The 23,819-nt window shown below is 44.1% G+C and carries 21 protein-coding genes and 1 riboswitch; of the genes, 9 read left to right on the forward strand and 12 right to left on the reverse strand.

The window, feature by feature from the left end; all coding sequences use genetic code 11:
* The first annotated feature begins 506 nt into the window (after window positions 1–506).
* Both FD12_RS05665 and FD12_RS05670 read left to right on the forward strand, forming a co-directional pair.
* Window positions 507–2,123, forward strand: a complete 1,617-nt coding sequence (locus FD12_RS05665; RefSeq protein WP_056982126.1) for an FAD-dependent oxidoreductase — start codon at window positions 507–509, stop codon at window positions 2,121–2,123.
* A 127-nt stretch (window positions 2,124–2,250) separates the two neighbouring features.
* Entirely contained in the window at window positions 2,251–3,237 is a 987-nt protein-coding gene (locus FD12_RS05670; protein WP_056982128.1) for an aldo/keto reductase, read from the forward strand.
* A gap of 104 nt (window positions 3,238–3,341) precedes the next feature.
* Here the strand turns inward: FD12_RS05670 and FD12_RS05675 are convergent, their stop codons facing one another.
* Genes FD12_RS05675 through FD12_RS05685 form a run of 3 tightly spaced genes read right to left on the reverse strand, consistent with a single transcriptional unit; the run spans window position 3,342 to window position 5,898 of the window.
* A complete protein-coding gene (locus FD12_RS05675) occupies window positions 3,342–3,989 on the reverse strand; it encodes a TetR/AcrR family transcriptional regulator (protein WP_056982130.1) in 648 nt (215 codons plus the stop codon).
* A gap of 12 nt (window positions 3,990–4,001) precedes the next feature.
* On the reverse strand, window positions 4,002–5,174 hold the full coding sequence (locus FD12_RS05680; RefSeq protein ID WP_056982134.1) for an ABC transporter permease: 1,173 nt from the start codon (window positions 5,172–5,174) through the stop codon (window positions 4,002–4,004).
* Entirely contained in the window at window positions 5,152–5,898 is a 747-nt protein-coding gene (locus FD12_RS05685; protein WP_054748784.1) for an ABC transporter ATP-binding protein, read from the reverse strand. The genes FD12_RS05680 and FD12_RS05685 overlap by 23 nt, the downstream gene beginning before the upstream one ends.
* A gap of 201 nt (window positions 5,899–6,099) precedes the next feature.
* Here FD12_RS05685 and FD12_RS05690 point away from each other — a divergent pair, with 201 nt between their 5' ends.
* The 3 genes from FD12_RS05690 to FD12_RS05700 all read left to right on the forward strand — a co-directional run bounded on the left by FD12_RS05690 (window position 6,100) and on the right by FD12_RS05700 (window position 10,036).
* Window positions 6,100–7,704, forward strand: a complete 1,605-nt coding sequence (locus tag FD12_RS05690; protein ID WP_056982140.1) for an APC family permease — start codon at window positions 6,100–6,102, stop codon at window positions 7,702–7,704.
* A 167-nt stretch (window positions 7,705–7,871) separates the two neighbouring features.
* Window positions 7,872–8,630: an exodeoxyribonuclease III gene (locus tag FD12_RS05695; RefSeq protein WP_056982142.1), complete on the forward strand. Its 759-nt coding sequence runs from the start codon at window positions 7,872–7,874 to the stop codon at window positions 8,628–8,630.
* Between the two features lie 191 nt (window positions 8,631–8,821).
* Window positions 8,822–10,036, forward strand: a complete 1,215-nt coding sequence (locus tag FD12_RS05700; protein WP_056982144.1) for a pyridoxal-phosphate-dependent aminotransferase family protein — start codon at window positions 8,822–8,824, stop codon at window positions 10,034–10,036.
* 77 nt (window positions 10,037–10,113) lie between these two features.
* Here the strand turns inward: FD12_RS05700 and FD12_RS05705 are convergent, their stop codons facing one another.
* The 3 genes from FD12_RS05705 to FD12_RS05715 all read right to left on the reverse strand — a co-directional run bounded on the left by FD12_RS05705 (window position 10,114) and on the right by FD12_RS05715 (window position 13,134).
* The gene (locus tag FD12_RS05705; protein WP_054748782.1) at window positions 10,114–11,034 is read right to left on the reverse strand and encodes an ABC transporter substrate-binding protein; all 921 of its coding nucleotides are present in this window, start codon (window positions 11,032–11,034) and stop codon (window positions 10,114–10,116) included.
* Between the two features lie 9 nt (window positions 11,035–11,043).
* On the reverse strand, window positions 11,044–11,598 hold the full coding sequence (locus tag FD12_RS05710) for an ECF transporter S component (protein WP_054748780.1): 555 nt from the start codon (window positions 11,596–11,598) through the stop codon (window positions 11,044–11,046).
* 88 nt (window positions 11,599–11,686) lie between these two features.
* A riboswitch (TPP riboswitch) is annotated at window positions 11,687–11,781 on the reverse strand.
* Window positions 11,782–12,009: 228 nt separating this feature from the next.
* A complete protein-coding gene (locus tag FD12_RS05715; protein WP_054748778.1) occupies window positions 12,010–13,134 on the reverse strand; it encodes a PucR family transcriptional regulator in 1,125 nt (374 codons plus the stop codon).
* A 171-nt stretch (window positions 13,135–13,305) separates the two neighbouring features.
* On the opposite strand from FD12_RS05715, the gene FD12_RS05720 reads away from it, so the two are divergent.
* From FD12_RS05720 to FD12_RS05735, 4 genes are read left to right on the forward strand one after another with little or no spacing between them, the layout of a single operon-like run.
* Window positions 13,306–14,598 (forward strand): MFS transporter, encoded by a 1,293-nt coding sequence (locus FD12_RS05720; protein WP_082620304.1) that lies wholly within the window; start codon window positions 13,306–13,308, stop codon window positions 14,596–14,598.
* A 3-nt stretch (window positions 14,599–14,601) separates the two neighbouring features.
* A complete protein-coding gene (locus FD12_RS05725) occupies window positions 14,602–15,507 on the forward strand; it encodes a carbon-nitrogen hydrolase family protein (protein ID WP_054736362.1) in 906 nt (301 codons plus the stop codon).
* Between the two features lie 2 nt (window positions 15,508–15,509).
* A complete protein-coding gene (locus FD12_RS05730; RefSeq protein WP_056982146.1) occupies window positions 15,510–16,685 on the forward strand; it encodes an amidase family protein in 1,176 nt (391 codons plus the stop codon).
* Window positions 16,675–17,379, forward strand: a complete 705-nt coding sequence (locus tag FD12_RS05735) for a YoaK family protein (RefSeq protein WP_054736358.1) — start codon at window positions 16,675–16,677, stop codon at window positions 17,377–17,379. The genes FD12_RS05730 and FD12_RS05735 overlap by 11 nt, the downstream gene beginning before the upstream one ends.
* A gap of 189 nt (window positions 17,380–17,568) precedes the next feature.
* Here the strand turns inward: FD12_RS05735 and FD12_RS05740 are convergent, their stop codons facing one another.
* The 6 genes from FD12_RS05740 to thiW form a co-directional block, all read right to left on the reverse strand.
* Window positions 17,569–18,327, reverse strand: coding sequence for a sulfite exporter TauE/SafE family protein (locus FD12_RS05740; protein WP_082622176.1), 759 nt, complete (start codon window positions 18,325–18,327; stop codon window positions 17,569–17,571).
* Between the two features lie 158 nt (window positions 18,328–18,485).
* Window positions 18,486–18,932: a flavodoxin family protein gene (locus tag FD12_RS05745; protein ID WP_054748774.1), complete on the reverse strand. Its 447-nt coding sequence runs from the start codon at window positions 18,930–18,932 to the stop codon at window positions 18,486–18,488.
* 178 nt (window positions 18,933–19,110) lie between these two features.
* Window positions 19,111–19,905, reverse strand: a complete 795-nt coding sequence (locus FD12_RS05750) for a sulfite exporter TauE/SafE family protein (RefSeq protein WP_054748773.1) — start codon at window positions 19,903–19,905, stop codon at window positions 19,111–19,113.
* A 185-nt stretch (window positions 19,906–20,090) separates the two neighbouring features.
* On the reverse strand, window positions 20,091–21,431 hold the full coding sequence (locus FD12_RS05755) for an APC family permease (protein WP_056982148.1): 1,341 nt from the start codon (window positions 21,429–21,431) through the stop codon (window positions 20,091–20,093).
* Between the two features lie 154 nt (window positions 21,432–21,585).
* Window positions 21,586–23,028 (reverse strand): MFS transporter, encoded by a 1,443-nt coding sequence (locus tag FD12_RS05760; protein ID WP_054748769.1) that lies wholly within the window; start codon window positions 23,026–23,028, stop codon window positions 21,586–21,588.
* 190 nt (window positions 23,029–23,218) lie between these two features.
* Window positions 23,219–23,713 carry an energy coupling factor transporter S component ThiW gene (gene thiW, locus FD12_RS05765; RefSeq protein WP_056982150.1) on the reverse strand — a complete coding sequence of 165 codons (495 nt, stop codon included), beginning with the start codon at window positions 23,711–23,713 and terminating at the stop codon, window positions 23,219–23,221.
* Between the last annotated feature and the right edge of the window lie 106 nt (window positions 23,714–23,819).

A 23,819-nucleotide genomic window follows, 5' to 3' on the forward strand; every position in this document is an offset into this window, starting at 1 on the left:
GTTTAGTACATTTTGCTGTTACCTTACTGATACTTCTAATATACAAGCGTCAGCCTTTTGAGGCACGTTTCAACACAATAATGGTAAAAAACCTGATCTTGGATTTTAGTGGAGGCTTCCTTATATATTAACCATCAGTCTTTTCAGGCACGTTTCAACACAAGAACGGCCAACATCCTGGTCTCGGATTTTAGTGGGGATCTCCTTATATATCGAGCGTCAGCCTTTTGAGACACGTTTCAACTAGAGAATGGCGAAAATCCTGGTTTTAGATTTTAGTGAGGCCTTCTTATATATCGAGCGTCAGCCTTTTGAGGCACGTTTCAACACGAAAATGGCGAACATCCTAGTTTTAGATCTTTTTAAGAATCTCCGAAAGCCATCTCAGCATTCTCCAGTTTTACCCCTCACTAATTATTTCACCAAACCAATTGACCTACTCCCCAGATATTGTATGATGAACGTAACGAGAAAATGAAAGCGCTATGATCAAAGGAGGAACAGCCATGAAAGTGTTAGTTATTGGGGGAATTGCTGGCGGGCCGTCGTTTGCCACGCGGCTCCGGCGAATTAATGAAGATGACGAAATCATTATCTTCGAGCGGGGAGCAGCGATTTCGGTTGCCAGTTGTGCCATACCTTACTATTTGGGCGGGGTTGTTTCAGATCGTTCTAAATTAATTGAGCGAACCCCAGAAGTTCTTAAGCAGCGCAATAATATCGATGTGCGCCTATTTAATGAAGTGACTGCAATCAACCCAACTGATAAAAGTGTCATGGTGAAGAATTTGAAAACCGGCGACGTTTATCAGGAAAATTATGATCAATTGGTCATCGCAACCGGAGCGAGTCCGGTTGTGCCACCAATCAAAGGAATCGAAAACGCCGGTAATGCCTTTGTCCTGAGAGCCATTACCGATGCGGACAAGCTGATGACGTATTTAGCAGCCAAGCGACCCAAGACCGTGACAATTTTAGGCGCCGGCGCTATTGGCATTGAGGTTGCCGAAGCATTTGTCAGACGGCAAATGGATGTGACCATCGTCGACCAGGCTGACCAAGTAGCATCCCCTTATGATCCAGAAATTGCGTCAATTGTCAAAGATGAGCTAATCAAACAAGGCGTCCACGTCATTTTAAACAATGGAATCAAAGAGATCCGCAATAATGGCCACACTTTGGTCTTTGAAGACGGCAGCCTTCACCAGACCGCCATGCTCTTCTTGGGAACCGGGGTTAGGCCAAATAGTCAGCTGGCCGAAGCGGCTGGAATTAACTTGTCACCAGACCATCACGTAATCGTTGATGATCACCTCCAAACCAACCTGCCAGATATTTATGCCATCGGCGACGTCATTGAAACAACCAGTCTGATTAATGGCCTGCCGATTCCAAGTGTTTTATCCAGTCCCGCCAATCGGCAAGGCCACTTGCTGGCAGACATCATGACGGATGCCCCTGTCACGTACAAAGGCTTCATTGGTGCAGGGGTTGCGAAATTCTTTGACTTGACCGCCAGCTATGTTGGCTACACTGAAAGCGCCCTAAAGAAGCTTGGAATCACCAATTATAAAACGGTCTTTATCACGCCGTATGATCAGGCCTACTTCTTCCCAAATGCCGATCGGGTGAATTTCAAGTTAATTTATGAAGAGAAAACGGGTAAGCTCCTTGGCGGCCAGGCAGTTGGCAAGCATGGCATTGACAAGCGAATCGCCGAACTATCCGTTGCAATTACCGGCAACTTAACGGCCTTTGATCTACCAGCTCTGGAAATTCCATATTCACCACCCTATTCTTCAACTCGGGATGTCTTAAATATTGCCGGTTACGTTGCGATTCGCGAGCTGACAAATAAATCCAAGATAGTTAAGGCATCAGCGATTCCAGCCGAGGATCGGCAAAACGCATTTTTCCTAGATATCCGTGAACCCGGAACCGAACCGGCTGGATCAATCACTCCAACGGCTAATATCCCGTTATCTCAACTTCGAGATCGGATTGAGGAGATTCCAAAAGATAAAAAAATCTATATCACTTTTAGAAAGGGAATTGGCCCTTACAATGCCTCACGAATTCTTGACGGCAAGGGGTACAATGTCACAACGATCGATGAATCTTAATAACTTCGGGAAGTCCGGCCAGGTGCTGGGCTTTTTTAGTTTCAAATCTGTACCACCTTTACCTCAAGCATACTTGAGGTGCTATATTTAAGGTAATCAATCTTTTATTTAGATAAGGAGACCTAAAATGTATTCAGCTTCTCAACAACGATATGACAAAATGATTTACAACCGGGTTGGCCGAAGCGGCTTAAAGCTGTCAGCGATTGGTCTGGGCCTTTGGCATAATTTCGGTAGCGTTGATTCGTTTGAAAATCAAAAAGCGATCATTCACCAGGCATTTGACCTGGGAATCACCTACTTCGACTTAGCTAATAATTATGGCCCAATTCCCGGTAGTGCCGAGGAAAACTTCGGTCAAATCATGGCTGGTGATATGAAACCCTATCGTGACGAAATGATCATCGCCAGTAAGGCCGGCTACACCATGTGGCCGGGCCCCTATGGAGATTGGGGATCCCGGAAATACATTATGGCCAGTGCTGATCAAAGCTTGAAACGGACGGGATTAGATTACTTTGATATTTTCTATTCCCACCGACCGGATCCAAAGACCCCAATCGAAGAAACGGCCATGGCCCTTGACGAATTAGTCCACCAAGGAAAAGCGCTATACATTGGTATTTCCAACTATGATGGCGCCCAGACCAAGGCGATTACCACAGTTTTCAATGAGTTAAAAACACCGTTTGTCATTCATCAACCCAGATACAACATGTTTGACCGAACAGTTGAAACTGACCTCTTCCCCGTTCTGAAAGCCGAACATAAGTCCGCGGTCAGCTATAGCTCACTTGCCCAAGGCCTATTAAGTGATCGGTATTTAAACGGCATCCCAGCGGACTCACGCGCTCATAAGACGACCAGTCCCTTCCTCCATGAAGATCAGGTGGAAAAAACATTGGCGACCGTTAAACAATTGAACCAAGTTGCCAAAGATCGTGGCCAGTCCTTAGCCGAAATGGCATTGGCATGGAACCTGCGGGAACCAGAGATTGCCTCGGTATTAGTCGGCGCCAGTCGACCATCTCAATTGGTTGATAATGTGAAAGCACTGGACCATTTGGCCTTTACACCAGCGGAATTAACCAAAATCGATCACATTTTGAAATAATCCTAGATTGCCACAAACCGGGTTAATCACAGAAAATAAGCCACTCATCTAAACGCTCTAACTTGAACGTTTGGATGAGTGGCTTTTATTTAGTCAGCACCAAATCATTTAGTCGGCTTCAAACCGCCCATTACAAATTCAACTGTTTCCTTGCTGGCTTTATCAATATCCAATTCACCACCAGCCAACACTTTCGGTAACAGATACGTCAGCACCGTGCCAAAAATATACTGAATGATTCGTTGAAGTGGCCAATCGACCAATTGCCCATCTTCTTGATACTTCCGAATAAAGTTACCTAACGGACTATTAATAATGTTGACGGCCTCCTTACTAATCAGTGAGACCAAGTTGGCATCCCGCGTAATTTCCTGCAGCAGGATTCGAAGTTGCTGACGATTATCCAACGCAAACTGCATTCGATTTTTCACGGCGATTTCTAGAAATTCATCAATTGTCGGGGTCGTACTTTGCGACATATCAACGATAAATTCTGTGACCGCTTTGGGTAAGACTTGGTGAATGAACGGTTCCAAGATTGCTTTTAGAATACCATCCTTCGTTTTAAATTGTTTATACACCGTTCCTTCAGACACCGCTGCCCGGTCGGCAATATCTCTAGTACTGGTGCGATCAAATCCCTTTTGCGAGAAAAGTTCCAAACTTGCCCGCAGGACGGCTTGTTGTTTTGCCGATAAATCAGACTGATCCAAACTTTCTGAAAACAGCGTTGTAAAGTTCTTATTTGCCATTAAATCAACCTCCTAGACCTGTCGATAGTGTCGCATAGATAACATGTTGAGCACAAGGAACACGACCACAAATATTAACAAAATTCCTAAGCTTGGGGCAATGTCACCAATTGTTGCCCCTTTTTGAATGACGTCACTCATCGACTGGGCACCGTAGTATAACGGCATAATTTTGGCAACTGGCTGCAGCCAATCGGCCATTTGGTTAACCGGAATAATGCCCGAGAAGAAAATTTGGGGAATCACGACAATCGGGATAAACTGAACCATCTGGAACTCCGACGAGGCAAATGTCGAAATTAATAGTCCCAGCGTCAAGGCGACGACCGCTAAGAGAATGTTAATCAAAAAGATATTCCAAATATTCCCAAGAATCTGAATGTTAAAGACATAGATCGTAAAGAGGACGACCAAGAGGGTTTGAATCAAGGCAAAGATCCCATAGCCTGATAGGTAGCCCATAATTACCTCACCACGCTTGATTGGGGTCGCCAGCAGCCGGTTCAATGTTCCAGTTGTCCGCTCCCGCAGCAACGCAATTCCAGAAATCAGGAAAACAAAGAAGAAGACCACAAACCCAATTAAGATCGGCAGGAGCGTATTAAAATACGTTGAATTAGAACTCCCATACAAGTAATGGGTCGTCACCGTGTAACTTGGAGCAGCCTTTAGTTGCTTTCCCGCCGCCGGTTGTGCGACTTGCCTGCCGTTTCCCGCTCGACCCATTTGACGGGTCACAGCGGCTAAAGCAACCTGCATTTTTTTCAGAGCCTTCGCTTGTGTCTTGATGACGGTTCGGGCTGCCTTAGATTTTAATTCAATTTGACCTTTTTGGAGGCTTTGCTTTAGAATCGCGGTTTTGCTTTGATCGCTATTTTGCAAAGTCAGTGTCAGATGATCACCATTTTGACTCAACACCCCAGCATAATCGTGATCCCGGATAATTGTTTCGGCACTTTTATCTGAACTAATTTGGTGGATCTTAACGTGCTTATTGTTGACCGCCTTCACAAGGGTGGTGTCCACATTGCGAACGCCCAACGCCGCCGTTTGGTCCGTATTAGACTGAAACAAAAAATATAATAGCGATAGAATGAACAACGGCGCGATGAACATTAACGCCAAAGTTCGTTTGTCTCGTAACATTTCTGTCAGAATTCGTTTAATCATTGTGAGTATGCGCATCTTGCTGCCTCCCTGCCGCTAAAAATACTTCTTCGATCGACTTAACACCATATTCCGTAATCAACTGCTTTGGAGTCCCTTGAGCAATTGCAGCGCCATTTCGGATCATCATGACGTCATCAGCTTCTTCGGCATCCTCCATAACGTGAGTTGTTAGAAGAATCGTCCGCCCGGCATTAGCTAATTTATGGAGTTCATTCCAAATTTGCTGGCGAAGTTCCGGATCAATTCCAACGGTCGGCTCATCCAAAATTAAAATCTCTGGATCAGAAACCAAAGCAATGGCGAGCGACAACCGCCGCTTCATGCCACCAGAATAATCTTTCACGTATTTCTTTAGATCGGGAACCAAATTTACAATATTAGCCGCATAGGGAATCTTTTCTTTCAAGGCTTTGCGGGAAATCCCCTGCATGGACCCAAAGAACATCAAATTCTCGCTGGCCGTTAACGATTCGTATAACGCATCCGTCTGGGCCATGAAACCGATCTTGGCCAACAATTGCCGGTTAGGCATTGGTATGTCTAATACAGTCACCTGCCCCTTCATCGGCTTGAGCATCCCCATAATCGTACTGACCAGAGTCGTTTTGCCAGCACCACTTGGGCCAATCAAGGCTAAAATTTCGCCACTGTTCACCGTCAAATTGATATCTTTTAAAACGACTGTCTTACCATAACCTTGTTCAAGGTCTGAAACCTGAATCACTTCCGTCATATCCATCACCCTTTTTATTTAATAAGTGACCACTCACTCATTATTATAAACGGGTTCCGTTTTTTTGCAAGCGTTACCGTCAAATTGACTCAATTTGCTGCCGGATACCATCATATCAACGATTGTCGGTAACGCCATGTTCCATTTTCATTTGCATTCCTTTTTATCTTTGTTAAACTAGTTGTCAACGCTAAACAGGAGGTACTCATGGATTCAGAAAACACGACAAAGATTGGACTTTTTCAACTAATAATGCTGACACTCGGATCACTGATCGGTTCAGGATGGTTATTCGGTTCTTGGGAGGCAACCAAAATTGCCGGCCCGGCCGCAATCATCTCTTGGGTCATTGGTGGGATCGTCATTGCCGCTGTCGCATATGATTATGTCGAAATTGGGGCAATGTTCCCAGAAGCAGGTGGCATGAGCCGGTATGCTCAATATTCCCACGGACCACTTTTGGGCTTTATTGCTTCTTGGGCGAACTGGATTTCCCTAATTACGTTGATCCCGATTGAAGCAGTCGCGGCCGTTCAGTATATGAGTTCATGGCCTTGGTCATGGGCAAACTGGACCCACGTTTTCTTGAAAAATGGCACCATTACCACTGCTGGGCTAATGGTGGTATTCATCTTCATCATTTTATTTACCCTGTTAAATTTCTGGTCAGTTAAATTATTGACCAGCTTCACCAGCTTAATTTCAATTCTTAAAATCGGCGTTCCGGCTCTAACCATTATCATGCTGACGGTATCGGGATTCTTCCCCCAAAACTACGGGCATTCCCTGCATGAATTTATGCCTTATGGGACTGCGCCGATCTTTGCTGCAACATCCGCTGCCGGGATCATCTTTTCATTTAATGCCTTTCAAACCGTCATCAATATGGGAAGTGAAATCAAGAATTCCCGCCGTAACATCGGTCGCGGCATTTTTATTTCGTTGTTGATTAGTGGGATTATTTACATCTTAATTCAAAGCACCTACATCACTGCTTTGGAACCATCGATGCTTGCCAAACACGGTTGGAGTGGTATCGACTTCAATTCACCCTTCGCGGATTTGGCGATTATGCTCGGAATTCGGTGGCTATCCGTTCTGTTGTATATGGATGCTTTCGTTTCTCCGGTTGGAACCGGGGTCTCGTTCGCCGCATCAACTGGGCGGGCGCTATACGCAATGGAAAGTAACCAACACATTCCAAGCTTCATCGGTAAAATCAACAAAAAGTATGGGATCCCGCGGGTTGCCATGGTTGTTAATCTAATATTGAGTATGCTGATGGTCTCAGTATTTAGATCATGGTCAACCCTTGCCACCGTCATTTCCACCTCAACGCTGATTGCCTACTTAACTGGTCCCGTTACCGCTGTCGCTTTTCGCAAGATGGCCCCTAATTTCAAACGACCCGTTCGCCTGAAAAATTTGAACTGGATGGCACCACTGTCGTTTGTACTTGCCTCACTTGCTGTTTATTGGGCAATGTGGCCGACGACCGTTGAAGTTATCCTAGTCATCTTGCTAGGACTGCCCTTTTACTTCTACTACGAATACCGGGCAGGTTTTGTTGATACCCGGAAGGCTTTTTACTCCAGTATGTGGATGATCGTTTATCTGATTTTTATTTCGGTTATGTCTTACATCGGTAGTAAACAGTTCAAAGGTATCGATTGGATTCATTATCCGTATGACTTCGTGGTCATTATTGTCTTTTCGTTAGGCTTTTATTACTGGGGCATCCACACTGCCCGAATTTTCCCTGACTTTTATCAAGCCAAGTCCTTAAACGACACCGTACAGGTTGAAGATTAATTCATAACTGATAGTCATCATTTAAAGAGCGCAATTCATTCTATTTCGGAATGCTTGCACTCTTTGTTTAATTTCAGGGATTAAAGTGCTTTCGCAAACGGTTAGTGTTTTTCTCAAGTTATAGTATGATAATGATGTAAGAACTCAAGTAAAGGATGGCAAGAAAGATGAAATTCATTTCATGGAACGTCAACGGATTACGAGCGATTGTCAAAAAAGATTTCGATAAAACATTTAACGAGTTAGACGCCGACTTTTTCTGCATTCAAGAAACCAAAATGCAGGCAGGTCAACTCAAGTTAGAACTGCCTGGTTACCACCAATACTTTGATTATGCCGAACGAAAGGGCTATTCTGGGACGGCCATTTTCACCAAGCATGAGCCGCTGAACGTTTCCTATGGAATTCAAGCTGATGAATTTGACCACGAAGGCCGGGCAATCACCTTGGAGTATCCGGATTTTTACCTTGTAAACAGTTATGTCCCCAACTCCGGGGCCGGCCTCAAACGATTAGACTTCCGGATGGGCTGGGACACGGCCTTTCAAAGCTATCTGGCTCACTTGAATCAAGACAAACCGGTCATTCTTTGTGGTGATCTAAACGTTGCCCACAAGGAAATTGACTTAAAGAATCCGCAGTCCAATCACCACAATGCCGGCTTCACCGATGAGGAACGCCAGTCTTTCAGCCATTTCTTGGACCAAGGCTTCATTGATACGTTTCGCCATTTTTACCCAGACATGGCCGATATTTATTCTTGGTGGAGCTACCGGTTCCACGCCCGTGATCGGAATGCCGGTTGGCGGATCGATTACTTTATTGCAAGCGAGCGGTTTGCCGATCAAATTAAGGACTCAAAAATCTTAACTGATGTGTTTGGGTCCGATCATTGTCCGGTTGAGTTGCTGACCAAAGCCGACTAACCTTTGGCTGTTAGTGATAACCACAGTTTTATTTTTGTTCAATCCCACTAATGAATTCTTGAAGATTCAAACCTAGACTTAAACTAGGTCACTTTTTAGTTGTGATGGGTTCCAATCGCGGTCATTCAGTGAATGGCTGATAAGCCCTTTCAATCCATTGTTTAGAATCTAAACCACAAGGAGAATTCACTATGGCAGACTTACAAATTAACCGCCGCTTGATCATGACCCCCGGTCCCACACTCGTTGATCCCCGGGTTTCTCAAGCAATGAGCAACCAGATTTGGGGCCAATTTGACCCGGATTTTACCGATATCATGGATCAGACGATGGCACTGATTCGAAAGAGCTTCTCAACCAATAATCGGTTTTCATTTCCAATCGATGGTTCAAGTCGGGCTGGTCTGGAAGCCGTCATTGGCAGCATTGTTGAGCCTGGAGACGATGTCCTCATTCCCATCATCGGCCGGTTTGGCGATCTAGCCGTTGAATTAGCTCAAAGGGCCGGTGGCAATGTTCACACCATTGAAACTGACTGGGGCCAAGTTCTCGATCAGGATCAGATTATTGCAGAAATTAAGCGTTTGAAGCCCAAAGTCGTCGCAATGGTTCACGGTGAAACATCGACTGGCCGGCTTCAACCACTTGATCGAATTGGCAAAGCCGTCCGCCAAATCGGGGGCTTCCTGGTTGTCGATTGTGTCGCTTCTTACATGGGAACTCCTGTGTTAGTCGATGATTGGCAAATCGATGCTGCTGTCGGCGGTGCCCAAAAATGCCTCTCGGTGCCTGCTGGGATTACCCCAATCACGTTTAACGATCGTTTCGCTGAAGCAATTAATCAGCGCAAACGGGTCGAACGGGGCGTCCGTAGTGCAGAAGATGCTGACCAAGAGGCATTCATCACTAGTAATTATCTAGACTTAACCCAGCTTCAAGACTACTGGTCCCCCCGCCGATTGAATCATCACACCGAAGCAACCGTTTCGGTCTATGGTTTAAACATGGGCTTGCAACTTGCCCTTGAGGAAGGCCTGGAGAATCGCTACGCCCGTCATCTTCGTATTCACCAAGCACTCAATGCTGGCCTGACTGCCCTGGGTCTTCATATTTTTAACGAAGGCGATCACGAAATGCCAATGGTCACTTGTGTTGAAATTCCCGCTAGTTTAGGCGATGGTGAAGCCTTTAAAGCCATGTTGTTAAAAGAATTTGGCGTTGAAATTTCAAGCTCGTTCGGTAGCCTTCACGGCAAAATTTGGCGCATCGGTACAATGGGTTACGTTGTTGAAAAAACCAACATGGTCAACTTTATCGCCTTGCTGGCAGCGGCGTTGCTCACTGCTGGAGTCAATGTTGACACCAAGGCTGGTTTAGCTGCCTTCAACCAAGTTTATTCAGATTAATGACACCTTCCAAAAAAGGTCAATCGTACCAGTACCCCTTGGGGTTGCCGGCACGATTGGCCTTTTTGTTTCATTACCTAAAGTTCCAAGTATTTATTTGTAAAGCCGATGTTATTTGGAATCATGTTGCCCATCTTCTGTTGATTCAACCAGGCATAGAATTTCTCCCAGCGAGCCTGGTCAATGGCGCCCCAGAGACTGTTTGTGGGCCGGTAATGCTTGCTGATTTCCAGCTGGCTTTGGATTACCAGTGGTTCCTGCAGCATCCGATCCGGCACGTATCGCATCAGAATCTGGGCCGCTTCTTCGGGAAATTGTTCAGCAAACGCAAACCCTTTGCGAGTGGCTCGCAGGAATTTTCTGGCAAGGTCGCCGTGTTCTCCAAGAAAATGCGTATTGGCTGCCAAGACCGGTGTGTAGTAGTCAAAAGCGGGTACATAATCTTTGACATAGAAGAAATGATACTCTTCGTTGGTCTCACTCAAATGAGCCATCAACCCTTCCCAGTGATGGTAAACGAAGATGCCATCGTATTTTTGTTCTGCCAAATCTTTCACTGGATCAAAAATCATATCGTTGGGAACAATTGTGACTTGATTAAAATCGCCGCCATCGGCATTAATCGTATCTCTGATAATTGCCTGCTCAGTCGGATAGCCAAAGGTCGCATAGGTGTTGCCGGTAAAGTCCTTTGGTCGCGTAATCTTATGGTTCGTCAATAATCCTGACAAATTGTGGTCATTCAATGCCGCAATGGCAACCAACGGCGCATTTTCATCCTTTACAAAGACATCAGACAACGACATCTGCTCAGTAATCGCAAAATCCGCTTTTCGCTGCAATAGCCAATCCCGGCCATCTGCGTGGTCATCCGGCATGAAGATTGATAAGTTCAAGCCTTCATCTTCATAATACCCGTTATCAATTGCGGCATAAAAACCGGTATGGTTGGTATTTGGAATCCACTCTAGTGCTAATCGAATTGTTTCAGTTTTCATGATTTCCTTTTAATTACTAACGACATGGCTTCGCTGCAGCATCTTGACGATCATCATATTGATCACCCCACTAAAAATAAACGTGGAAACAAGGCGAATGATAAACAGCATCACCAACAACCCCAGTGAATATTTTGAGTATCCGTAAAAGATCATTTCCCGGATAAAGGTCACGACGGTCACAAAAATGACACTGAGACTCAAACTCAACCAATTCCAAACTTTATAGCCCGTGACCAAGTAGCCCAGTTCAGCGCCTGCGCCTTGAACCAACCCGGCAATCACGGCTGCCGCCCCAAACTGACCACCGATAAACATCTCGACAATCGAAGCCAACGTTTCAACCAAAGTTGCCGATCCTGGCACTCGAAATAATAAACCAGCCAGTGGTCCGGCCATCACCCAGACGCCTTCGAGAATATCGTTGGCGGCCGGTGCCAAGCCAAACGGGGTCAGAGCAGCGGTTAAGGTCGTATAAATTGGGCCCAGGATCCAGTAAATCACCCCAAAAAACAGGGCAATTAATGTCAACGTAATGACATCTTTCAATGAAAATTTACGCATAAAAATGGTCCTCCATTGTTCATGGGGAACCAATTTTGAGAGAAAAATCAAATCAATAATTGCATAGATTTAGCTACTATCAAAAGTAACAGATAGCAGCAAACTTTTTCCCTTCGCTGGTACTAACCAGATCAGGTTCAACGAGTATCATCTCAGCCAAAATTGGCACCCCAAGTTATTTTGTTCCTATAAATGATATCAACTAACAAAACTAATGTAAAACAATTAGACGAAAAAAACAGACAGTCACTTTGTAAATGATTGCCTGTTTTTTGAGCACAAATGGTTCAATGCCCCTGCCAAGGTGGCTTTATCATACAACATTTTTGTTCATTACCCAAATAAACCAAGATTTGCAGACCAGAAGTATTTTTCTCCCGAAATATCGAAAGCTGCCAATCCTTCGCCTGTTTATACATAAAAGCCAGCGCGCCTTAGTGCTAAAAACTTTGTCGTTAAATTGAGGTAAAGCGACTGATCGGCATCATTTAAATTAACGTCCAGAATCTGTTCAACTTTATGAAGTCGATAGGCTAATGATTTGGGATGAATGAAAAGCCGCTTAGCCGCCTGGGTAATATTCTGATTGGTGAGGAAGTATGCTCTGAGTGATTCAAATAATACCGGCTGTTGGGTTTGTAATAATTTCAGCTGGCTGTTAACTAATACTTTTTCTAAAAATCTTGAACTTTGGCTAATAAAGAGCTTATCAACACCTAAACTGTCAATCGAAATAAACGGGGCTTTCAAATGATCGGTGTTAACCAACTTTCTCATGTTCATCATTTGCCGATAGACTTCATGTAGCTCCTTCAATGAAGTTAAGGAACTACTTAACAATTGACACTTTGGAAGCTTTTCTGACACGTTATGTTTAAACTCTTGTAATTCAGAACGGTCATTGGCCAAAATCACTAAATTATGATCGATAAAGCCAATGGCGCAGTTGACAATAAATGTTTCACTGGCATTCACTAATTGTTTGAATTCTTCACCAGGAAAATCCTTTTGCTGGGTCATGATAACTCGAACTTTTCCCGAAACTGATAACTTTAAGCGTTGTCTCAGTCGATACAACCCCTCAGGATTATTTTCCCCTCGAAAGGTTTCTTGAATATCCTTTTCAAGCTGTGGATCAACAAACTTTTCCCTGCTGGCCAAATCCAGAGACTTTAAGTGGTCAAATTTCTTAATCACCTCACGGTATGTGATATTTCTTAACTCTAATAGCGGCAAATCATTCTTTTTACTGTATTCAATCACTTGTTTCGGCACATCGGCAAGATAGTCATTTTTCTTTACAATCAGTCCAGTTGATCGGTTACGCCTTAATCCAGTCACTAAGCTTTCCTGCTCAGCGTCACTTAATCCAAATAAGCTGGTTAGCACTAATTCTCCGGGGACAATCCAGTTATTAATGTCTGGAGTTGCCATCACCATTACTTCCGTTACATCATTTGTTCCATTGTTACCCTTGTTTAACCATTGAAAACAATCATCTGGTAACTCGCTGAGTAGAGATTCTAGTAACACCATCCACAACGCCTCCATAGTAAATGTTACGTTTTATCACATTAGGAGAAAAACCAATCTTTTTTTATCTCGTTATGTCCTTTTAATTTCTAAGAATTAGCTTAGTATATGTTACATAATATAACATTATTTCTTAGTTGATGAAATGTTTTTTTAATGAATGGAGGCTTATTTATGGAAAAATCAGAAAAAATTATTCAGCCGGAACTCCCACTGAACAATCCCGCAACCAAAAGCTCGCTTGTCTCAGAACGTTATTGGTGGAAAGTTGTTGCCCTCTGTTTTGTTGGCTGGGTACTAATATACGCAGATCGGACCATCTTAAACCCGGTAATGCCACAAATCGCTGCCGCCTTTCATATTAATGATGCCCAGCTGGGACTGATTAATAGTATTTTCTTTCTAACATATGCCCTATCTCAAATGCCCTTTGGGATACTTGCAGAAAAGGTTGGTAGGAAAACAATGATCACCATTGGCTTTCTCCTATTCGGTTTAATGACATTATTTTCTGGAATTGTTGCTTCATTTGGCATGTTCTTAATCGTCAGAGCCACTGCCGGGCTTGGTGAAGGAAGTTACTACGGTCCCCAATATGCCCTTTCAGGTGAGGCAATTCCACTATCCAAGTTAACACTGGGAACCGCCATTATTAATTCTGGAATGGCTTTTGGTTCATCTGGCGGTTACCTACTCTCCAGTTACTTAGTATTACAACATCACCAACACTGGAGCACCCCATTTTTGATTATTGCAATCCCCACGATGATTGTTGGTCTATTATTTCTTACCCTAAAGGAACACGTTCACACGGAAAACGATTCAAGCTCACCCATATTGAAGGGTAATTCAGCCAGCCAATCCAATCATCAAATCCGCGAAATCTTTACCAACCGAAACCTGATCTTAACCTTCTTCCTATGCTTCTGCTCAATTTATGCATACTTCGTTGTCTTAACCTGGCTGCCACAATTTCTTCAGGTAGAACGGGGGTTCAAAGGCACTTCCGTCGGCTTTATTTCATCGTTAGTTCCTTGGGCATCCATTCCTGGGGCGTTGGTATTTGCAAAGATTTATGACAAATTCAATCACGCTAAAGCATTAGTATGGCTATTAGTTCCTCTGGCCGTAACTTCCTTATTGGTCGTTGGCTTCACCCAAAGCCGAACAACTTTGATCATTGCACTGATCGTTTACGGTTTAACCGGCAAATTGGCAATTGACCCAATACTGGTATCTTTCGTCACCAAGCAAGCTGGCAAGACCCGCCTTTCCACAACATTATCAGCTTTCAATTTTGTTGGCATGTCTGGTTCAATTCTGGCACCATACTTCACTGGTTGGATCTCAGATCAATTCGGTAGTATGACCGTTGGTTTCTATCTTGGCGCCGTTTTACTACTAATTGGTGCGATTGGCTTCCTATTCACAAAAGACGCAACTTTGACTACAAAGAAAGAGGCATAGACTATGAAAGATATTGCAAACATTGCCGTAATTACATTTCACGCCCTATGGGGTAAAAAAGAAGAAAATTTAAATCGGATCGTTGGCTTAATTGAAAGTAGTGCCAAACGAGGTGCAGATTTTGTCCTATTGCCGGAAATGGCGCTCACTGGTTATGATGACCAACCTGAAAAACAATTGAAAGACAAAATGCAGTTTCAGGAAGCTGAAATTGTTCCCGGACCTTCAACAGATCGGATTGCCGAGGTAACCCGTAAATATGGCATTTATGCTTTTGTTGGTATGCCGGAACGGGACTTTCCCACCCGCAGGATTTACAACTCAATGGCTGTCTTTGGGCCAGAGGGGTTGCTTGGGACCTATCGAAAAATGCATCTGCCCGGTCTCGAACCCCATTGGGCTGCTCGCGGAGATTCCCCTTTGATTATTCAAACGCCCTGGGGACCGGTTGGCTGTGCCATTTGCTTTGATACTTGGGCATTCCCAGAACTAATGCGTTACTATGCCGCTGAAGGCTGCCGATTGTATATCAACATCACCGCTACCGCTAAGATTCGGGGTAAATATTTAGCCAACACCAATATTGAAGCAGGTGTCATCAGAGATTGTATTTTTGTCGCATCTGCCAACCTTGGTGGCAAAGATCTCTACAATGACTTTTGGGGAGGCAGTAGTGTTGTTGGGCCTGGTCAAGATACGTTGGAAGCCCATTATTACATTGGTGGCAAATATACAGATGATCAAGCTAATCAAACCAAAGTCAACATTACCACCATCGATTTGTCGTTGGCATCTCGTTATATTTACAAAGGAAATCCATTGCTTAAAGGTCAAACGGATTTCCGCCCAGATATTTATGCAAAAATGTATGAACAATTAGAAGACCAATTTTTAATTAAGAGGCGATAAAAATGCTCACAATGAATTCACCGTACATCGATTCTCAACTTATGATTGCCCCAGAAAGCACCGGGATCCTAAATGGCCTTGCCTTCTCGGTCAAAGATGTCATGGCAGTCACCGGTCACATCACCGGATTGGGTAACCCCACTTGGACAGCTACCCATCAACCCGCTAAGTCAAATGCGATTGCCATCACCAAACTTCTGAACAACGGCGCCACTCTCGACGGAATTACAGTTAGCGATGAGTTCATGTTCTCGATCAAGGGCAGTAACTATCACTACGGGGACCCGCTTAATCCAAAACATCCCGATTGTTTCACTGGCGGTTCAAGTTCCGGATCTGCCTCTGCAGTCTCATCCGGATTAGTCGACTTTGCGTTGGGAACGGACACAGGGGGTTCAGTTCGCGTACCTGCCAGTTATTGTGGAATCTACGGTTTCCGGCCATCCCATGATCTCTCAATGCTCGCTGGAATTGCACCATTGGCCACGAGTTTTGATACAGTTGGCGTCCTGACAAAAAGTTCTTCAATCCTCAAAAAAGTGGGTCAAGTCCTTTATTCAGGCAACGTTCGTTTGGATTTGAAAAAAATTTATTATCTGGATAATTCAATAACGCAGTCCCTAGGCGCCGAGTACCAGCAAGAATTAGGGCGCATTGGTAAGTCATTAGGAATCCAAAAGACCCGTTTTCAACCGGTCAATTTTTCACTTGACCTTTTATACAATGCGTTTAAAAGAATTCAAGGATTTCAGGCATGGTCAAATTACGGTAAATGGATTTCGAAACATCCCCAAGATATTGGACCTGATATTGCCGATCATTTTGCTTTTGCAAAAGTGGTCAAATCAGATATCGGCTTAAAGGAAGCAATTGAAACTAAAACTAAATTTGCCAAACTATTAAACGGCTTGCTGACAAATCAAGCGATCTTGATATTACCAACTACCAGCAGCACTGCCCCAAACAAAAACGAGGACTTTAAAAAAATTGAAAGGCTTCGCGCTCAAACTCAGAAATTAACAACAATCGCAGGCATGGCTGGGACTCCACAGGTTGCCATCCCGATTAGTCAATCAGGAAAGGATTATAGTATTTCGATCATTTCTGGCGTAAATACGGATCGCTCACTATTATCATTGGCGACTAAGCTTAAGGGTGGGATGTTGAATGATGAATAAAATAACAATCCAGACAAGCATCCTCACAATGAGCCAGACATTGTTCATGGGAATGATAGATGCATACACGTTCAACACATTTAATGGCACCTTTGCCAGTGCGCAAACAGGAAATTTAGTCATCTTTGGAATTGCCCTAGTTAAAGAGGGATTCCAAAAGGCAAGCATTCACATTCCAGTTTTTGCTGGATTTTTAGTTGGCGCAATTTTTGCCCAGCTTATTCGCAAATATTTAAAAAAATCTTTGGAAATATCCCCTTTGAACCAACTCCGCTTCTTTACGGTCATTAGCATTGTAATTTCAGGAATAATCCTCCTGATTGAAGAAGCTTTACCGTCAGCCACCAGTTTACTACTCATAACACTCGGCTTCTTTGCAAGTTATGAATTGACAATCTTCAACCATATTGGCAAAACTTCAGTCAATAATGGGATCATGACTGGAAACATCAAAAATTTTGGCAATTTGATTTCTGATTTCATCCAAAATCCCCAGAAAGAGATCGGCTTCAAAATTTGTCACTATGGAATTAACATTATCATTTTCATTTGTGGGGTTATTGTTGGCACGTTCTATCTGAGCCAACTCGCTGAATCAATTATGTTAACGGGAATTCTCTTGAACTCTGTCATATTATTGGGATTGCTGATCACTAAAGATCCTGCGCCCCAAGAAACGGTCAACAATCAATGAAAATCGACAATAATAACTGTGACAAACGGCTAATCCCCGCCATTTAAGCAAAAAAGTAATGCATTCACTTCAAAACAAGAATGCATTACTTTTTTCACTTAAATTCTGGGATCAAATCGCCTTTCCCACTCTCGTTTTCAATTCAATTACGGGTTTAAATGGGCTGACGGCTCAATCACGAGCTTCAAATCACCCAACCAAATCCCAAATCGTTTTACCTAAGAAAATAATCAGCACCACAATAATAATTGGTCGAGCAATCTTGCTGCCAAAGCGTTTGTAATAACTGGCGCCAAGAAAGTTACCAATGATACTAAAGATTCCTGCTGTCAGGCCCAATAACATGATGACCTTACCGCTTAATAGGAATACCACCAACGCCGTAATGTTTGTTGTTAAATTGATTACCTTAGTGTTGCCGGCAGCCAGATTAATTGGTAGATGAGCAAGGCCGGTTAATGTGATCAGTAAAAAGGTCCCCGTACCCGGTCCATAGAAGCCATCGTAAGCACCCAGCCCCAGTGAAATTCCCAGGGTGATCAGAAATTGAGTTCCCGTTAATTGAGAATCCGCTAATTTAGAATTTAAAGCGTGCCGATTTAGCAACAAGTAAAGGGCAGTTGCTGGCAGAATGACCAATAAAATAAGGCGGAAATACTGATCACTAATATGTAATGCCAATCGAGCCCCCAAGGATGAGCCGATGACAGCTGCTACGACCGAAAAGAAGGCCAGCTTCACGCGAATGTAACCACTGCGGGCAAATTCAAGCGTGGAGATGGTGGTGCCCATTGCTGACGATAATTTATTCGTCCCAACAGCGAAGTGAGCTGGAATTCCCGCCATCAAATAAGCCGGTAGTGAAATTAACCCACCACCGCCACCGATCGCATCCACAAACCCGGCAAGAAATACCAGCGGGCAAACAATTAAAAACTCAAGCAACAAGCGATTTCATCCCCTTTTTATTTTATCGGTTCATGAAACTTGAAAGTCAGATTCTCGCAACTATGCCCCCTTAAGCAAATAGCGCAGTCATTCTAATTTTGGAATGATTGCGCTATTTCCGTAAATTAACAGTCGGGACAACTTTTAGGCTAAAACCATCATGATTCCACACTCATCGTCTCGGCCTGTTGCATATTGGCAACGGTCCCTTTAAACTGCATGTCAAACCGCTGGGCAACGTGATCCCACACGTGTTTGATGTGATCGATTGCATCTTCAGGCGCCGTTCCGGTAATCACCAAATACATATCCTTACCGGCAAACGGATTATCCTCCGAACGGACTTCGGTCATCCGATCAATGAAGGTCTTCATGTAGCCGGTCATATCAGACCAATAAATTGGCGTTCCAAACACCAAGGTATCAACACCGGCGACCTGATCGCAAACTTTCGCAAAGTCATCATGATCATTTTGCTGGCCATATTGAGCAATCTTTAAGTCTGCCAAATTGATTGTTTCGTACTTCTGACCATCAATCAGCGTTTTCGCCAATGTTTCGGTATCTCCACTGGCCTCAGCACTTGCATTAATAAATAAAATCATCTAAAAAGCCCCCTTGTGAGCGGGCAGATCCAAGCAGGATAACGTCTCGCTGCACAAATCTCGTTTGATCAGATTTCTGCGACAGATGTTATGCTTCCGACTCTGCCTTGGATGAACTGTCCTTTGACATTCCAATTTTAGAATACACCAGAAGTCTGAAAAGGGGTTAGAGATTTGATTAAAAATAAGCCTTCACAAACAAATCAATTGCCAGCCCGAATGCCAACATACTGACAACAATTTTGAGAACTTTTTCGGGAATGACCCGAACAATTTTCGGCCCAATATAACCACCAACAAAGAGGCCCAGGCCAAGTGGGATTACCAGCCACCAATAGATATGGGATTTGAATGCGAAGATCAGGGTGGCGACCAAGTTGGATGCGCCTAGTGAAACATTCTTCAGAGCGTTGTATGACGAATACGGCATTGAAGTCGTGGCCGACAAAATTGCCAACATCATCACCCCACCAGCGGCGCCAAAGTAACCGCAGTAGGCACCGACAAACAAAACGGCCGCAACAACAATCATTGTAATCATGAGGCTGCGATGTGAATGGACCGATGAATCAAGTGAAGCCGCTGGATGACCTGCCGCTGTCTTTTTAATGCTGGTGAGCATCAAGATGCCTGCCAGTAAAATGAAAAACGGAACCACTTTGGTAAAGGAAGCGGAAGGTTGTTCAAGCAGTAATACGGAGCCAATCACACTGCCAAGGATTGTCAGTGGCAGCACCTTAATCAAATCCTTCTTATGATCCCCAAGTTCTTTTTGCGATGAAACTGTCGAACCAAAGCCAGTCATCACCAGTGCGGCGGTGTTGGTCACATTCGCGAACACTGGCGGAATCCCAACTGATAACAGCGCAGGATAAGAAACTAATGAAGCCATCCCCGCTGTCGTACTCACCACGCCGGCTAAAATTCCCACAGGAAAAAGAATCGCGATCATGTCGATCATGTTTGTTGTCATATGTAGAATCATCTCTCCCTCATTGATATATGATGCTATGTAAAAAACCATAAGATTAAAATACAATTAAATTATGAGAAAATCAACAGTTTTACGATAAATAATTCAATAAAAATAGCCCACTGAAATCAATCAATGAGCCGATCATTATTGAATGAGTGATTAAACGGATCTGAGCCATTTTCTCAGAATGGTCGATCTTTTTCAGCAATATCTCGTTCCAACCCATTTGCCTGACGATCCCGATCATCATAAAAATACCAAATCCCACTCAAAACCAAAACAATCACGCCTGCGATGATCAGTTCAAGTGAAAAGCTTAAAATCAAGTACGCTGTGACCATTAAGGCAATCACCGGAATGGTTAACCCACCGGGCAGCTTGAATCCTTGAGGCAGTTTACTGTGATTTCGTAACTTGATTGTCGCCACAATCGTTGGGACATATTGAACGAAAGATGTGAAAACGATGCAGGATGCTAAAAATAGATAGTTACCAGCAAATAACATCAGTGCACAAACCGCACAAGAAATCAGTAATGATGCCACTGGTACCCCGCGTTTATTTTGATGGCCAAGCATCCGCGGCAATAGTTGATGTTCAGAAGCCAATGAGCTGGCAATCGTGGGGGTCGAAAATGAAACCGACAGCGCCACCCCTAAAATTGAAATTAACATCCCCGCCAACGCCAGATCATAACCGATCGTCCCGGCAATTCGGAAAAACGAAGCGGCCACCGGCACGTTTTCACCCGCCAACCGGGGCCCAGAAACCCCGATTGCCGCAAATTGGACGATCAGATAGAGGGTGGCAGACGTCAGCAACACACTAATGAGTGCTTTGGGTAACGTTTTTTCGGGATTCTTCATTTTGGAAGCCGCAATTGGCAAAAATGAAAAACCGGTAAACATGTAAAAGACCATGCCAAAACCTTGGTTGAATCGGCCAAACAACGGCGATTCATTCGCGAGGCTCCCGGTAACGTTACTGAAGTTGGCAGGATGAATGAAAAATAACCCCATTGCGACAAACAATACCAGCACGCCCACTTTAGCAATCGTTGAAATATTGTCGACCCAATCCATGAAATTTGTTCCAATCAAATTGAGACAGGTCAGAACCGCAAGGATGCCTAGTGCAACCAATAAATAGTTTCGATGGTCATTCAAGCTCGGAAACACACTCCGCAGGCTGGTTACAAACGCCGAAATTTCAGTTGCCATCGTAATGATTCCAAGCAACCAGGTGTAGATACCGATTTCAAATCCCGCAAAGCGGCCAAATGCTGTATATGTATATAGCCAAGCCCCGCCATCACCGGGAATCTTACTGGCCAAATTTGCGAAGCACAACGCAATCATCAATACGGAAATTCCGGCCAGGGGCATCAACACCATGCTCAAATCCCCCAACTTCGCGTAGATCCGGCTGGGCATCAGAAAAATCCCGGAACCGATGATGCCATCGACCCCTAGGAGAAAAACGCTGAGAAAATTGAGTTGTTTAGTAGTTGTCTGGTGGGCCATAGCAAAAGACTTCCTTTGAAGTTGGATATCAACTGAAAGTAACCTACTTTTTGTTTAGGTGAATCCGCTTACATAAGAATTTTAACATTTCAGCTCAGGCAAAGACACAATACGGTCCTCGAAAAATGCCTTCAAAATAGATTAAAAAAGAGCCCTATTCGGACCCTTTAGCGACAACTTTATTCGCATTTTTCCGTGATCCTAAATATCTTACTAAAACAACCGCCAACGCAATTGCCGAAATCGCGGTTGCCATCCAGAAGACGTTATAAAACGCTTGGATAAATCGATCGCCCACTGCTCTGGTAATTCGGGTAACCCCAGGTAGCTGAAAGAACAGCATTGATGACGCGAAACTAATGCCGACAGTCATTCCCAGCGTCCGGGCAAATGAGTTAAGCGAACCGGCAATGCCTGACATTTTCTTGTCAACCATCCCCATGGTCAGCGCATTGTTAGGCGACAAGAAGATGGCCATCCCAATTCCGTTCAACACGATCGGTGGAATGATGCGCCACATATCCAGATTTTGCGGGAAAAAGGCATAACCCACCTGAGAAATCATTAAGATTAATAACCCAACGACCGTCATGAGTTCCCGGTTGATCCGATCAGCTAACACTCCTGCAAATGGTGTTGTGACCAACATTGTCACGGACTGAAGCATAATGACCAAACCACTCATAAACGGGCTCATGCCATTATAGCTTTGTAAGTAAAACGGCATCAAGATGTTAGAAACTGAGTTGACCAGCATGACCAGCATCAAGGCGAAAATCGAGGTCATGAAGCCGCGATTATGCAACACTTCTGGTGCAATCCACGGCAAATTGGATTTATCATCCTGAATAAATGAATAGATGGTGATTGCCCCGCCAATGACGAAGAATGCCAAGCCCATCAGGAGCTTTGAGCGGCCACTCTGGAAAAAGGAGCCACTTAAAAAGAAGATGATAATCCCCAATGTGAACAAGTTTTGCCCCGTCCAATTGGCCCCTTTGGTCACTTCACGAACATGCGCCCAGGATTCACGCGGTACCGGTAATAGCTTGAATCCCAGCCAAAGCACCAAGATCCCAAGCGGAATATTAATCCAGTAAATCCACCGCCAACTAGCCGCCGAAATGATGAAGCCACCAATTCCTGGCCCAGAGATTGACCCAACCGAAATAAACATCGAGATCATTGCCAAAGCCTCAGCCCGCCGTTTATCCGGAAAATATTCGGTTACAATTCCCATCGAATTGGCCATAATCATCGCCGAGCCGATCGCCTGTATCACTCGTCCAAACAAAATAATAACAAAATCTGGTGCAAATCCAGTGATGGCAGAACCAACCAAGAAGGCAAGCCCCCCGGCGAGAAAAACCACGTCCTTCGACAAAATGTCACCAATATGGCCAAACATCACCAATAAAATCGCCGTGGTAATTAACCCAATTTGAACAATCCAAGTGGCCATACTACTGGAAATATCCATTGAAATTGCAATTTTTGGAATCGCCAAATTTGTGCTGGACCCCGATAATGCCGTTAAAAACGAAAATAAACCCAGTACGATAATGATTGATAGGTTCTTCCCCCGACTCTCAGCCATAGTACCCCTCCTTACTATCCACACTTATTTATAACATGAATTTCCGGAGAAGTTGGCAATAATGCTTACGTTCAAGTTCATGAATCCAGCATCGAATCAGAAGTGACCTTTACATAGATAGGTATCTTGAAATCGTTTCCCCATGTGCCTGAAACTTACATTGAAGTGAGTTGATCTGAAACCACAATCCTTATTTATCACCAATTCCCAACCGCTTCTTTTGGGGCACGATCACTCTGTTCCAGATGCTTTGCAGAACAATGTAGCCGAAGACGACGCCAACCAACGCACTCAAAAAGAAGCTTGGGATGAATAAGAAAATCGCCCCGGTCGCGCCCATTAGCCACTTGGCAATTGGATAAGCCACAATTGCGCCGATGATCCCGGTACCGATCAATTCTCCAAAGGCGGCAAAAATTAATTTTTGTGTCTTTTGGAAGACCCAGCCAACGCAAAATGCACCAATCATACTGCCGGGAAAGGCCAAGATCGTCCCCGTGCCAAGCAAATTGCGAATCAGTGACGTGATAAATGCTTGGGTTAACGCCCACCATGGTCCAACCAGCACGCCGGAAACCAAGTTAATCAAGTGTTGCATTGGGGCCACCTTCGCCACGCCAATGGTAAATTCAAACATACTGCCGCCGACAACCCCGATTGCGGATAGTACGGCCGTCAATACCAAACGATATGTTGTATTTTTTCCCCTTGAATTGTCAAATTAAGTGCAACACTACATTAAAGAATATTTCATAAGGCGTTTTCCATCCGAGACATTTACGGGGACGATT

The organism is Lentilactobacillus rapi DSM 19907 = JCM 15042 (assembly GCF_001436255.1).
Taxonomy (GTDB): domain Bacteria; phylum Bacillota; class Bacilli; order Lactobacillales; family Lactobacillaceae; genus Lentilactobacillus; species Lentilactobacillus rapi.